This is a genomic window from Capilliphycus salinus ALCB114379, from assembly GCF_047276495.1.
GTDB lineage: Bacteria > Cyanobacteriota > Cyanobacteriia > Cyanobacteriales > Microcoleaceae > Capilliphycus > Capilliphycus salinus.
This window is the reverse complement of record NZ_CP178543.1, coordinates 1654521-1668701: the sequence shown is the minus strand read 5'-3', so window position 1 is coordinate 1668701 and position 14181 is coordinate 1654521. Positions and strand designations below refer to the sequence as shown.

Below are 14181 nucleotides of genomic sequence, written 5' to 3'. Positions count from 1 at the left end.
ACTTAAACCCGCCCCGCACAGATAACAGGCATTAATAAACCGGATCTCATATTAATTTAAACCCTTTGAAATCGCTACAAAAATCAGAGTTTTAACCTCTATCCCAACACTCCAAAGGACATGATCAACTCATGTTCTTTTTTCTTGATTAATTTAATTCGACCAAATTTCTTGAAGATTGAGAATAAAACCCGGTAAAACATCTTCTCCCGATAACGTTGTTGGGGACTCTAAAATATGAACATCTTGATTTTGACGATAAATTTCAACACTTTTATCAATAGGATTAATCAACCATCCAAGACGAACACCATTATCAATATATTCTTGCATTTTCTCCTGAATTTTCTTTAAACTATCACTCGCCGAACGCAATTCAATTACAAAATCGGGACACAAAGGAATAAATTTTCGGCGTTGTTCAGATGTTAAACTATCCCAACGTTCTAAGGTTATCCAAGCAGCATCGGGAGAACGATCCGCACCATTGGGAAGTTTAAAACCCGTAGAAGAATCAAAAGCAACTCCTAACTTAGTTTGTCTATTCCAGATCCCCAAATCAACCGCAATTTCAAAGTTGCTTCTTCCAGTTTCTCCTCCAGTCGGTGACATGATGACTAAATCTCCATTAGAATTTCGTTCAAATTTCAAATCCCGGTTATTCTGACAAAGCTGAAAGAATTGCTCATCTGTCAGTTCAATTGATTCTAGGTTCAGAGTGAAGTTTGTCATGGGGATGAATCAACTCAACGCTATTTTTAGTATAAATTAGAAGATAGGCGATCGCATAATCTTTGACGCTTCTAACGGATCGCAGACTATTCTACTTGGTCTAACAGTTGAAAATACTCTTCTCGGCTAATACCTGCTGTTCTTATATTTGTTAAAATATGAGTAACAGGGACTTCACCAGGGCTAGTTTTGATAACAATGGGTCGTTTGATTCCCGGTTTAGTTAAAATTAAATGATCGCCTTTTTGACGCTTGACGATAAAACCTTTTAATTCAAACACTTTGACCAGCGTTTTATAAGGAATTGGAGTTATTTTTCGCTTGGAAGCCATTCGATTTACCCAATAGCGACCAATTCAGATGAGATCGGTTGGCGCGAAATCCAACTCCCATTTTGACAAACAAAACCCGATTCTTCCAAAACTTCTTCTAAAGTTCCCATTGCTTCACATTCTTCTATAAATGCAGATAAAGCTTCTTGTAAAGACTGCTTGGCTTCTTCCACAGTTTCACCAAAACTCGAAACATCTAAATCCGGACAAACTCCGACATACAAATCTCCTTCTCGGAAGATTTCAACTCGCACTTCAATAGGTTGTGACACGGCTTTTTATACCTCCTTGAACTCTTTATAAAAATCTGCTACAAATCAGAACTTATTAACAACGGTAGCACAAGTTTAGTTCGATACAACCAACATCACAATCTATTTGGCGACGAGATAGCGATTGCGCTCCGCGCAGTGGCGGAGCCAATCGCAATTTTCCCTGATTCTAACAATTTTTGTTAAATTAACTTACCAATAAGTAGGGTGGGTGAGATTGACAAGTTAATGTTTGAGTAATTAAATTCTCGTTTCTCACCCACCCTACAAATGTTGTTTGGGTTCGGGAATAGTGGGTGAAATTAACAAGTTAATGTTTGAGTAATTAAGTTATCGTTTTACCAATAAGTAGGGTGGGTGAAATTAACAAGTTAATGTTTGAGTAATTAAATTCTCGTTTCTCACCCACCCTACAAATGTTGTTTGGGTTCGGGAATAGTGGGTGAAATTAACAAGTTAATGTTTGAGTAATTAAGTTATCGTTTTACCAATAAGTAGGGTGGGTGAAATTAACAAGTTAATGTTTGAGTAATTAAATTCTCGTTTCTCACCCACCCTACAAATGTTGTTTGGGTTCGGGAATAGTGGGTGAAATTAACAAGTTAATGTTTGAGTAATTAAGTTATCGTTTTACCAATAAGTAGGGTGGGTGAAATTAACAAGTTAATGTTTGAGTAATTAAATTCTCGTTTCTCACCCACCCTACAAATGTTGTTTGGGTTCGGGAATAGTGGGTGAGATTGACAAGTTAATGTTTGAGTAATTAAGTTATCGTTTTACCAATAAGTAGGGTGGGTGAGATTGACAAGTTAATGTTTGAGTAATTAAATTCTCGTTTCTCACCCACCCTACAAATGTTGTTTGGGTTCGGGAATAGTGGGTGAGATTGACAAGTTAATGTTTGAGTAATTAAGTTATCGTTTTACCAATAAGTAGGGTGGGTGAAATTAACCAGTTAATGTTTGAGTAATTAAATTCTCGTTTTACCAATAAGTAGGGTGGGTGAAATTAACCAGTTAATGTTTGAGTAATTAAATTCTCGTTTTACCAATAAGTAGGGTGGGTGAGATTAACCCGTTAATGTTTGAGTAATTAAATTCTCGTTTCTCACCCACCCTACAAATGTTGTTTGGGTTCGGGAATGATTCGCCCTAATTCTTGAGCGGTTTCTATCCACTCTTGCATGATCACTTCTACATTTTGCAACGCTTCCTGATAGGTTGAACCATCAGCCATACATCCGGGGAGTTCGGGAACTTCTGCAATAAACGCTTCATCTTCATAACTCCAGAAAAGCATGATTTCATAATGTAGCTTCATTTTAAACTCTAACAATTATTATTTCCAGCCATATCCTCGAATATTGTTAAAGTTGATCGCATCAATACCAATTTTTTGAAGATAGTTCGCTAATTTTAAATCATCCGTTAAAACGAGATAGGAATCCCGTGCTAAATGAATAATCCCACAATCTGTCAATCCAAATTTTGTAAAATTTTCGACTTGAGTAGCCACTTTACTCTTTATATAAGACTCATCTAACTGATTAACAGCTTGGGTTAAAGCGTTCAAGCATTCAGAACGTTCAGGATCACTGAGTTGATTAATAAAGCTGTTGACTTCGGTTAAAATATTAGGCGTTACTACAATTTTTGAGAAATCTTTTAGAATGGCTGATAATAGCTGATAATCTTCTTTATTAAACTGCTGAGTTCGTTTAAATTTCTCAATTCTATTAGGATTAACTGTTCCGACAAATAACAAAAGTAAAATATTAGTATCAACTAAGATACCTTTTTGCTTATATTGTTGCAACAATCCTCGAATGTAATCAATCATAACTCTCTAATTTTCATGGATTCAACCTCACCTGTTTCTGCATTAACTTTTAAAATTTTATATTTTCGTTCTTCTTTTGAATAACTAATACCGAGTGGATGTGCTAGAGATTGTATCTGATGGTTAAATCCTAATGTAATTAACCAAAAGTTTCTATCGTCGGTTAATTCAGTTTCCTCTAACAATAAATCTTGAAATGGTCCACCTAAGTCTGTTTCTAAGGATTGCAGATAATTACGCGCAGCGAATACCGCTTTTTTCACATCAATAATTTGAGGTTGATTAGATTGTTCTACCATTTTGACTAGACCTGTTCAATTCAATTAATAGTATGCTGTTTATCTATTTTAACAAAAACGGTAGAGACTTACATAAAAGCCTCTACCACCGATTTAACTGAATTTGAGTTTAGATGTCTCTATTCGACGCCTTCGATGCGGTCTTCAATCTCCTGATACAACTCGCGCAACTTATCCAAATTACTCTCATCCGTATCCCAATAACCCCGTCCGTTGGCTTCCAACAACGTTGTTACCATGCGACGGAAAGAATGAGGATTGAGGTTCAACAAACGCTGTTGCATCGCCTCATCTTTGATGAAGGTTTCATTGGTTTCTTCGTAAACCCAATTATCCACCGCACCCGCAGTAGCACTCCATCCCACCGTATTAACGAGGCGTTTTGATAACTCACGAACCCCCTCGTAACCGTGAGATAACATCCCTTCATACCACTTGGGATTTAACATTTTGGTTCGCGCATCTAACCGCACGGTTTCTGATAGCGTGCGAACCTGTGCATTGGCGGTTGTGGTATCCGCAATATACGCCGCCGGTTTCTTCCCATCCTTGCGTAAACTGCTGATCACTTTTGTCGGGTCAGAGTCGAAATAATGGGAAACATCGGTTAAACTAATTTCCGAAGAATCCAAGTTTTGGAAAGTAACTTCTGCGGTTTTTAACGCCGACTCAAACACTTGGCGGTTATCATCCATCATCCCCGGATTATCCGAATTAAAGGCGAAAGATTTCCGCTTCAGATACATTTCTTGTAACTCTTCTTCGGATTCCCAGGTGCTATTTTCAACCGCTAAGTTGATGTTAGAAGAATAGGAACCAGACGCATTAGAAAACACCCGAGTAGCCGCCTGACGCAAGTTAATTCCCAATTCTTCGGCCTGTTTTAAAGCGTGTTTGCGAACAAAATTCATCTCTAACGGTTCGTCGGCTTCTGCCGCCATTTTCACCGCTTTATCCAACAAATTCATCTGGTTGATGAACAGGTCGCGGAACACGCCGGAACAGTTAATTACAACGTCAATACGCGGACGCCCCAATTCTTCTAGGGGAATTAACTCCAATTTGTTCACCCGTCCTAACGCATCGGGAACCGGTTTAACGCCTACCATCCACATCACTTGGGCGAGGGATTCTCCGTAGGTTTTAATATTATCCGTTCCCCACAAAACCACCGCAATTGTTTCGGGATAATTGCCGCCATTTTCTATCTTTTGACGGGCAATTAATCGTTCAACAACAATCGCCGCAGACTTCACCGCAGCAGCAGTTGGAATGGACTGCGGATCGAGGGCGTGCATATTTTTACCCGTCGGTAAAACGTTAGGATTACGAATGGGATCGCCTCCCGGTCCGGGTAGAATATATTCGCCTTCTAATGACCGCAATAATGCCCCCAATTCGTTATCCGCACAAACTTGTTGTAAGCAGAATTCCAAATATTCAAACAGGGGTTTGATGGCTTCATTGTCTACTTTTGTATAGCCAAATTGATGCAACGCTTCGATCCAGGGTTCCTTTTTACCCATGTTAAAGAAGTTGAGTTTAGAAACCTTAGAAACCCGTCCTTCTGCATCGGTTTGTTCTTTAACTAACGCCGCAATAGCCGCCCTTGTTGCTTCGGTAATTTTCTGCAATAATTCCACATCGGCTAAGATGCCATTATCATTATTGCGGTAAATTTCTTCGAGATCGCGGTTAATACTATTGGCGATAATATGAGGCAAACTCAACAGCCCATCTTCTTCGCGATCTAAACTAGCAATATTCACCAACGTGGCGATCGCTTCTTCTGCGGTGGGAGGCTTCCCAATAATATGCAAACCGCAGGGCAATAAACGCGACTCAATTTCCATCAAGCGGCGATACACTTGCCCAACTACATTATCACGTTCCTCGGCCGAAAGTTCACCCGCATCGCATTCGGGTAAATTCACATCTTGATCGAGGTTCACCATCCGAGATTTTTCGATAATGGTGTTAACAATTTGCACGCCCCGACCGCTATTTTTTAAGGTTTGATAGGAACCAACCAACTCATTTAATTCCTGCAAACCTTTGTACAGCCCCGCATTTTCCGCAGCCGGAGTCAGATAAGAAATAGTCGCAGCATAACTGCGGCGTTTGGCAATGGTCGCTTCGCTGGGATTATTGGCAGCATAATAATAGATATTGGGAATGGTGCCAATTAAATTATCCGGGTAACATTCGCCCGACATTCCCATCTGTTTTCCGGGCATAAATTCCAACGATCCGTGCGTTCCGAAATGCAGCACCGCATCGGCTTGCCAAACCTGTTCTAAGAAGGTGTAATAAGCGGCAAAACCGTGATGGGGACTGGCCGAACGGGAGAACAACAACCGCATCGGATCGCCTTCATAACCGAATGTTGGCTGTACCCCAATAAACAGATTTCCAAACTGTTTTCCGTAGATTAATAAATTCTCGCCGTCGGTGTTTAAATGCCCCGGAGGTGGTCCCCAATTTTCGTGCAAACGTTCGGAATAAGGTGTCAAACGTTCGTATTGTTCCACCGACATTCGATAGGCAACATTTAACTCTGGGCTTTGATATTGGGCGGTGGCGTCGTGAATAACTTCCTGCATTAATTGTTCGGCAGACTCCGGCAATTCTGGGAGGTCATAACCGTTATTTTTTAAGGCTTTCATCACCTCATAAATGGAACCGAATACATCTAAATAAGCTGCAGTTCCAACGTTTCCTTTATCGGGCGGGAAACTAAAAATAGTGATGGCAATTTTTTTGTCGAGTTTGGGTTTTTTCCGCAGGTTTGCCCATTTCATCGCCCGTTGTGCGATCGCTTCGATCCGATCTTGCAGGGCGATCGCTTTCCCGGTGGCCCCATCCCGTCCGGAGGCGATAATGGGTTCGATGGCGCCGTCAAGTTCGGGAATGGCGATCTGTAACGCCACTTGGATCGGGTGCAGGCCCAACTCGCTGCCTTCCCATTCTTCGGTAGTTTGGAACACCAAAGGCAGGGCGACCATGTAGGGACGGTTGAGGCGTTTTAACGATTCTATCGCTTTCGGGTGATCCTGACGGGCGGGGCCGCCGACCAGGGCAAACCCGGTGAGGGAAACCACCGCATCCACCAACGGTTGGGCTTGAATGCCTTTCGGGGGGTTATCCCAGAAATATTCATCGACGGGTTTGGAGAAGTCTAAACCGCCCGCAAATACCGGAATAACTCGGGCGCCCATCGCTTCGAGTTCCTGTGCCATTGCCACATAATGGGCGTCATCTCCTGTTACTAAATGGGTGCGTTGTAAGACTAAGCCAACGCAGGGCGCGAGGGGATCTTTTTGATCGTCGCTAATATCATCTCGGCTATTATACCACTGCAAATATTCGCTGACGTCTTCATACATTTTCGGCGCCAAAGGATGCCAAATTCCCATGTCGGGATAGACAACGGGATCGGCATATTTGAACTCGCTATTTTTGAAAACGTATTTATCCGCCAACATCAGTAAGAAGTTCTCCAAGTTCTCCGAAGAACCGCCCAACCAATATTGGAAAGACATCATAAAATTGCGGGCATCCTGCGCTTTGTCAATGGGCATATATTTGAGAACTTTCGGCAGGGTTCGCAACAGTTTTAGCATCCCATCTTGGAAGGAAGAACCGGATTTTTCCTTCCGTTTTTTCATAAATTGAGCGATCGCGCTTTTGCTTTGTCCCAGTTGCGCCATCGAAAAACTGCCCATTTTATTGAGGCGCATTACCTGGGGCATGGAGGGGAAAACAACCGCGACATCAAGGTTATCTCGATGGGGCGTAACCGCTTCTACAACTTTTTCGGCTAAGTCTTCGATGAAAATTAGAGAAGCAATAAAGATATTGGCTTCGGCGATATCTTTTTTTAAGTCTTCATAGTTATCGGGGTTTCTTAATTCCTCAATTAAATAACCGCTGATTTCAATGGCTAAATTCGGGTTATTTTTATTGATTGAACGAACCGCAGCAGATAACGCACTTTGATATTGTGCTTCTAACACCACGTAGACGACTTTGAGGAGCGCTCGTCCGTTCAGATTATCGGGTTTGATGTGTCTAACAGTGGGCTTAACGTATGTAAACATATAAACCTTTCAGTCCCTTTGAGTCGGCTTTCTTTAAATGGAAAATATCAGGCTTGGTTGGAATTTGAAACAGATCTCTGAGCAAAATATCTAAGCATAAATGGGATGGCGAGTCAACCCATGCGGCTTACCTTTGCGATCGCGAGTTTCTGTTTCTCGGGTTCGAGTGCTTGCAATTAGAAACGATCGGTGTTGGATTTCTCCTCAACTTTTGCCGTTTCTTCATGGCCATTTCTACACAATTGGATTAAACCTTGGCTGCATTGCCAACCGCAATATTGCCTATTTTTATCCAATTGCATGAAATTGCACTATGAGTATTGTTACCAGAAAACGTTAACTTAAAACCTTTTTTTCCCCGAACTGACATAATTCGACAAGAAAATCGAAATCTTTCGTAACAAAACTTGACATTTTGTGAGTGATTACTCTTAAAACTAGATAACAAATTGTAACTTGACAAAAATATTAAAATATGTATTTAAAGATCGCGCGGCGCGACATCACCCCTAAAACCCTTCCTAATTTGCAAAGGAGTTGCGATAAATTAGAAGGGATAATTCCGATTTACCTTGGGGTTGTGGGTGAGATATGACAACAGAAGCAAGACGTGGTAAAATCTATCTGGATGTTTAAAACGGCAAAAAGTTCGGTCGAGTTGTAAATCTGTTTTTGGTGTTTTTAACCCTTTCCTTTTCAAAAAGTCAGACGGACGCCCGGACTCCAACAAACGACTCCTACACCCAAGCAGAAAGCCACGACCTCGAAGCTTTACAACTTTTTCGACGGGGAAACGCTTCCGACTTTCAACAAGCGCTAAAAAAAGGGCGAATGGAAGTAAACCAAAAACCCGGTATTTTTTTAACTCGAAACCGGGTTGATTTAATTCGATTAAAATTTGGACGGAATAACAGTATTTAAACTCGCTTCCATTAAGCCTTTTGTTTGACCCGAAACACTAAAAACTAACGCTTCTCGATAAACCCGTTGGGCGTGATGTTGGCTTAAATTTGCCGCCCCACTCGATGCAATAACCGCCCCGTGACTGCAACGAACCGCCAAATTAATCGCCCAAGCCCTGAGTTGATATTTTTCCGCCAAACTCAGAGAAGGATTTTCTTGTGCCTGTTGAATCTTTGTCCGGCATTGATTGAGTTCCTCCATCAATAGATTAACAGTTTCTCCAATAAAAGTAAACCCTTTTTTCTGAAAATTAGTTTCTAAAATATCCAGCCCCGCCCTCGCACATCCCAACGCAAAAAAACTCGCTTTCAAAGCATTTTTATCATCATTTTCCGCTATCCAACCCGCAGGTTTAACCGAAACCACTTTTTCGGAGGGTAAGAACCATTGCGTTAAACTCGCACTCACAGTATTTGTAGACGTCATCGCACACAAAGACATCGGCGAACTCAGTTGAATTTCACCCGGCGAAGTGTTTATATTTTCAAACGGAACCAAGCCAAAAACCGCCCGTCCATCCGGTAAAGTTGCAGCAACAATAAACGCTTGAAAAATAGTCCATCCCGTCACCCAAGGAACATTTCCATTTAGTTCGTATCCGCCCGAAACTTCTTTGGCAATAATAGTCGGTTTTCCACTGCGTCTAAGCTGAGAAAAACCAACCCCAACCGTTATTTTTCCGTGACTCATTTGGGGAAGATAAACTTCTTTCAGTTCAGAATTTGAACTCTGCATTAACATTCCCGCAGCACTTTGATGTTGAGTTTGTAGAAACGCCAACGCCCCCGAATATCGGGAAATTAGTTCTTGAAATCGAGCAAAATCTTCCGAACTCGCTTGTTTTCCGCCCCACTGTTGGGGAACTCGTAAAGCCAACACGCCCAAATTTCCTAAGCCTTCAAAAGCTTCTTGTAGTCGGCCAGAAGAACTATCAATTTCATTGGCAATAGAAGCAACGGAAGTTTGTAAGTAGGCTTCGGTTTGTTGGAGAAAATCAGACACGTTTGATACCTATATAATCAGCTATTCCTTATGTTGTGACGCAAAACGCCCGAAATTGCAAGCCCAGATAACAGGAGATCAATTTATTATTAATTTGATATAACGTCCTCAGACTTTGCTATGATAGATTAAAATAATATTTTCATATAGCCAGAATTATGAAAATTATTAACCCCGAACAATCTTATACGTTCAGTAAAATTTTTGAACTCAAAATAGAACCGAAAGATTTAGCCAAATACTTCGGTTATTCATTTTCCAGAACCAAGCTGAACTTACCACAAGATCAGGGAGATTTGGACAGAATAAACCAATTAAAACAACGAATTGAAGAAATTTTACCCTATGCTTCTTTATCCAGCGAACAGGCGAGGAGAGAGATATTAATTTCTCCTTTGATTTTTGACTTGGTTTATTATACAAAATCGGAAATTTTTATCGAATATTCGATTAAAGTTAGCGAACAGTTGCAGGGGAGTTTTGATTATTTTCTGGAAAATGTCAATAGTTTATTGGTGATCGAAGCCAAAAAAGAAGACTTAGATTATGGAATGAGTCAACTGATCGCCGAATTAATCGCTTTAGAACAATGGCAAGAAAACAAGCAGCAAACCCATCTCGTTGGTGCGGTAACAACGGGAAAAATTTGGGAATTTGCCCGATTAAACCGCGAACAAAAACAGATCGAACAAGGTTTAGAAAGTTATCGCGTTCCCGAAGATATTGAACCGTTAATGCGAATATTAGTTCAAGCGTTATCTTAAATATCTTGAATTCAAACCCCAAAAAAGTAGGTTGGGTTAAACGAAGTGCAACCCAACACATCCACATAAACCGGAAAAAAATAATGTTGGGTTTCGTTACCTCAACCCCACCTACAAGATTTGCGATCGCTTCGGAGTAGAGGGAATAAAAAGTAGGTTGGGTCAAACGAAGTGCAACCCAACACATCTATATAAAAACAGAAAAGATCATCTTGGGTTTCGTTGCCTCAACCCCACCTACAAGATTTGCGATCGCTTCGGAGTAGAGGGAATAAAAAGTAGGTTGGGTTAAACGAAGTGCAACCCAACATATCCATAGAAAAAGAAAAGATCTAAAACAAAATTATCCTCATCGTCCCCTGTTGGAATGTTGACGATAGTAATAACAGTACCGTAGTTTTTTACGTTCAGATGAGTGAAAATGCGGATCAAACTGATCTATACTGAGATTTGACGTTACAAAAGTTTACACCACCGTCCTTTTATGACATCATTAACGTTTGGTGTTCCCTTTCCGGGGGAAATTAGCGTTGTAGACGAAGAAGACATCTATACGCTGGATGTGGCTGCGGGAGATCAAGTTTATCTGACTGTCGCCGATCGCCGCCTCGATAACTTTAAACCCGGTGCAATTGTCAGCGCCGCCCCGGGTACCGCAATTATAAATGTTGTTGAGGGAGGTCTTATTTTAGATGAAAAGCTAGAGTTTCAGGTTTCTGCACTTGCGGATACAACGATTGAGTTTTTAGTTAGGGAAGAGTTCGACGGTATTGGTGATTACATCGTTTTTGCTCAACGTACTAACAACCCCGTCGGTGCAATTCCGATTAATCCAGGCGTTTATATACCGGCTAATCTCAGCGTTCCCGGCGAAGAAGATACCTATACTTTTACCAAAGAAGCCGGGGAAACTATCTTTATTAACGGTTCGGGTTTTGGAGATCCTTCACTTTCTCCAGATATAGAAGTATTTGCGCCGGATGGTAGTTTGCTCACACAGGGATTTGAGACTGTTATTGAGCCTAAAGGTAAAAGTTTTTGGGTTAATCATCCCGTTGAAGGAACCTACACACTTCTTTTTGGCGAAACTCGGCAGGCGGCTACCGGTGGCTACGGATTAATGCTTCAGCGCATTCCCGATCCCATTGGTGCGATTCCTATCAATCCCAATCAAGTTTATTCGGGAAGTATTGATTTGTTTGGGGAAATTGATACTTATACCTTTGAGGCGCAGGCGGGGGATTTGGTTCTCATCAATGGCACTGACTCGGGATTTCCTTTTGAACTCGAAGCACATTTATTTGACCCCAATGGAACCTTCGTGGAATCCGAAGAAGATATTCCATTTTCACCGCTTCAGGCACTCCTCGAAACAACCGGAACCTACACGCTAATTTTGGATAACAATAATCAAGGTTTTGGCGCTGTAAATGGTAGAGGTAGCTACAACTTTAGTTTTCAACTCATAAACGCTTCCACTCCTCAAGTACCGATCACAATTCCCCAACCCGCACAACCCGTTCCAACACCTCAACCGGAACCCGTTCCCGCACCAACACCCGAACCGGAACCCGTTCCCGAACCCGTTCCCGAACCCGTTCCCACACCTCAACCGGAACCTCAACCCGAACCCTCACCGGAACCCGTTCCCACACCCGAACCCGTTCCCGTACCCGCACCTCAACCGGAACCCGTTCCCACACCCGAACCTCAACCCGAACCGGAACCCGAACCTCAACCGGAACCTGAACCCGAACCTCAACCGGAACCTGAACCGGAACCCGAACCTGTTGCAACACCTGAACCCAGTCCAACTCCCGTTGTCACCCCTCCAATTATCACCCCACCCCCTGCACCCTCACCGGAACCCTCACCGGAACCCTCACCGGAACCCTCACCGGAACCCGAACCTCAACCTATACCCGAACCCGAACCGTTACCAACCGTTCCCGAAATATCCGGTGAAAGTATAGCGGGTACTGACGACGATGACATTGAAATTGGAACCGACGAAAGCGAAATTCTCCGAGGTTTTGAGGGTGCAGATTTACTCTTTGGTGGAGCCGAAGATGATAACCTGTTTGGAAATGACGGAAATGATATCTTATTTGGTAATCAAGATGATGACTTTATCGAAGGGGGAAATGGAAATGATTTCCTCTACGGAGGTCAAGATGATGACACGTTGCGGGGTCAAGTTGGAGAAGATACTTTGTTCGGTGATTTGGGTGATGATTACCTTTACGGCGAGGATGATAACGACTGGCTGAATGGTAATGAAGGAACCGATATTCTCAAAGCCGGAGATGGAGATGATACCCTTTACGGAGGTCAAGGAAACGATACCCTCGAAGGAGAAAAAGGTAATGATATTCTCCAAGGCGATCGCGGTGAGGACTTTTTAATCGGCGTTGACCCCAACGAAATTAATGCCGGAAACGCTGAAATTGATACTTTATTTGGCGGTGAAGGTTCCGATACTTTCAGTTTAGGAGACAGTTTACAAGCCTATTATAACGATGGCGATGCAACAGTTTCCGGTTTGGATGATTACGCTTTAATTCGCGATTTTAACCCCTCGGAAGATATCATTCAGTTAAACGGTTCTCCTGAAGATTATCGCTTAGACGAACGACCATCTGGTTTACCCGATGGAGCCGCCCTTTACCGAACCGTTGGAGATAACGATGAATTAGTTGCCATTATTCAAGGAACACCTTTCCCCAGTTTAGAGGAAGATTACTTCATCTTTGTCTAGTTTTCTTGGCCGCCTATAATATCTAATCCGGTTAACTAATTTGTTTGTAGAGACGTGCTAAGGTGCGTCTCTATAATGCTTTTTAAAGTCGGATAAAAAAAGATAATGTTGGGTTTCGTTACCTCCGGCTAACCTACAAAATTGGCGATCGCGATTGGTAGAAGAAATAAAAAGTAGGTTGGGTCAAACGAAGTTCAACCCAACACATCCATATAAGCGTTTCTCGAACTTATGAGGTACACCTTATTTAAGGCGCCTATTTTACACGGGAAAATAGATAAAATTCACTGTACCTCACAGCTATGAGAATTGCTATAAACCGGGAAAAGATAAGGCTAGGTTTCGTTGCCTCAACCGAAAAAGTTAGTGATCGCCTCAGTAACAGTTATGAACGTTATCTTGATCTTCTCGAAGGTTTCTTTTAACCACAGCCATATTTTCCGTGCTATCTCTTCGAGAAAAGATACCACTATATCTACAACTAGCTTGATAGCGCCAGTTATAGTGTTGAGGATAGCAATCAATGCTTCTCGCTCTTCAGGGTGGTTTTTTCCGCGTTCTATTACCTTCTTATATACATCTTCAATTTTTTGGACGGCAAACTTTATATCTTCCTCCTTTTTCTTGTTCAACAGCAGCTCCCACTCATCATCGGTTATATTTTGGTCGAGCTTTTGCTCTGTTACCTCACTTATAGCCGATTCTGAGCCGTCTTTCCATCGCTTCATGTCTGAACCGGTCTCTTGGTTGAGCGTTTTTTCAAATTGATTTAGGGACTCACTAGAGAACGACTTAGCGTTAACAAAGAGTAGTGAAATAGACCTCGGTAATGGTTGTGCTGCCTGTCCTTTGACTGTTGCGAGACTATACCTCTTGACTTTATCCAAGAAATCTTCAAATTCTGCTTGGGTCATTGGCTCCGTGATGATGGACATTAAATTTCCTCCGTGTTTTTCTAGAGTTGCGGATCAGAAGTGATTCTTGCTTATTGTCTTCAGGAATCGCCTTGAGACTCATTCAGAATCTCTGTAATATTTCTAGCTTGAACAAAAACCTATCACCATCGAAGTTTGCGAACTTAAGCAGGAAACTTTACTTCTAACTTTACATAAAACACCTC

The 14181-nt window shown here is 41.9% G+C and carries 13 protein-coding genes; 4 read left to right on the top strand and 9 right to left on the bottom strand.

The genetic code is table 11. The features are described from left to right. Nucleotides 1-153 precede the first annotated feature (153 nt). The 7 genes from ACL6C3_RS06885 to ACL6C3_RS06855 form a co-directional block, all read right to left on the bottom strand. Nucleotides 154-732: a Uma2 family endonuclease gene (locus tag ACL6C3_RS06885; protein WP_413166423.1), complete on the bottom strand. Its 579-nt coding sequence runs from the start codon at nt 730-732 to the stop codon at nt 154-156. An 86-nt stretch (nt 733-818) separates the two neighbouring features. After that, a complete protein-coding gene (locus ACL6C3_RS06880) occupies nt 819-1064 on the bottom strand; it encodes a type II toxin-antitoxin system HicA family toxin (RefSeq protein ID WP_413166422.1) in 246 nt (81 codons plus the stop codon). Between the two features lie 5 nt (nt 1065-1069). Then, a complete protein-coding gene (locus tag ACL6C3_RS06875) occupies nt 1070-1336 on the bottom strand; it encodes a type II toxin-antitoxin system HicB family antitoxin (RefSeq protein ID WP_413166421.1) in 267 nt (88 codons plus the stop codon). A 1116-nt stretch (nt 1337-2452) separates the two neighbouring features. Continuing rightward, nucleotides 2453-2656 carry a type II toxin-antitoxin system HicB family antitoxin gene (locus tag ACL6C3_RS06870; protein WP_413166420.1) on the bottom strand — a complete coding sequence of 68 codons (204 nt, stop codon included), beginning with the start codon at nt 2654-2656 and terminating at the stop codon, nt 2453-2455. Between the two features lie 18 nt (nt 2657-2674). After that, nucleotides 2675-3175, bottom strand: a complete 501-nt coding sequence (locus tag ACL6C3_RS06865; protein ID WP_413166419.1) for a PIN domain-containing protein — start codon at nt 3173-3175, stop codon at nt 2675-2677. Further along, complete coding sequence (locus ACL6C3_RS06860; protein WP_413166418.1) at nt 3172-3474, bottom strand: hypothetical protein; 303 nt, start codon at nt 3472-3474, stop codon at nt 3172-3174. Before ACL6C3_RS06860 ends, ACL6C3_RS06865 begins: the two co-directional genes overlap by 4 nt. A gap of 119 nt (nt 3475-3593) precedes the next feature. Beyond that, nucleotides 3594-7574 (bottom strand): magnesium chelatase subunit H, encoded by a 3981-nt coding sequence (locus ACL6C3_RS06855; protein WP_413166417.1) that lies wholly within the window; start codon nt 7572-7574, stop codon nt 3594-3596. 100 nt (nt 7575-7674) lie between these two features. On the opposite strand from ACL6C3_RS06855, the gene ACL6C3_RS06850 reads away from it, so the two are divergent. Continuing rightward, complete coding sequence (locus ACL6C3_RS06850; RefSeq protein WP_413166416.1) at nt 7675-7878, top strand: hypothetical protein; 204 nt, start codon at nt 7675-7677, stop codon at nt 7876-7878. Nucleotides 7879-8249: 371 nt separating this feature from the next. Next, nucleotides 8250-8495, top strand: coding sequence for a hypothetical protein (locus tag ACL6C3_RS06845; RefSeq protein ID WP_413166415.1), 246 nt, complete (start codon nt 8250-8252; stop codon nt 8493-8495). On the opposite strand, the gene ACL6C3_RS06840 is transcribed toward ACL6C3_RS06845, so the two are convergent. Continuing rightward, nucleotides 8466-9539 carry an acyl-CoA dehydrogenase family protein gene (locus tag ACL6C3_RS06840; RefSeq protein WP_413166414.1) on the bottom strand — a complete coding sequence of 358 codons (1074 nt, stop codon included), beginning with the start codon at nt 9537-9539 and terminating at the stop codon, nt 8466-8468. The genes ACL6C3_RS06845 and ACL6C3_RS06840 overlap by 30 nt on opposite strands. A 158-nt stretch (nt 9540-9697) precedes the next feature. On the opposite strand from ACL6C3_RS06840, the gene ACL6C3_RS06835 reads away from it, so the two are divergent. Beyond that, on the top strand, nt 9698-10303 hold the full coding sequence (locus ACL6C3_RS06835) for a hypothetical protein (protein WP_413166413.1): 606 nt from the start codon (nt 9698-9700) through the stop codon (nt 10301-10303). A 484-nt stretch (nt 10304-10787) separates the two neighbouring features. After that, nucleotides 10788-13061 (top strand): calcium-binding protein, encoded by a 2274-nt coding sequence (locus tag ACL6C3_RS06830; RefSeq protein ID WP_413166412.1) that lies wholly within the window; start codon nt 10788-10790, stop codon nt 13059-13061. Nucleotides 13062-13411: 350 nt separating this feature from the next. Here the strand turns inward: ACL6C3_RS06830 and ACL6C3_RS06825 are convergent, their stop codons facing one another. Next, nucleotides 13412-13996: a hypothetical protein gene (locus tag ACL6C3_RS06825; protein WP_413166411.1), complete on the bottom strand. Its 585-nt coding sequence runs from the start codon at nt 13994-13996 to the stop codon at nt 13412-13414. Between the last annotated feature and the right edge of the window lie 185 nt (nt 13997-14181).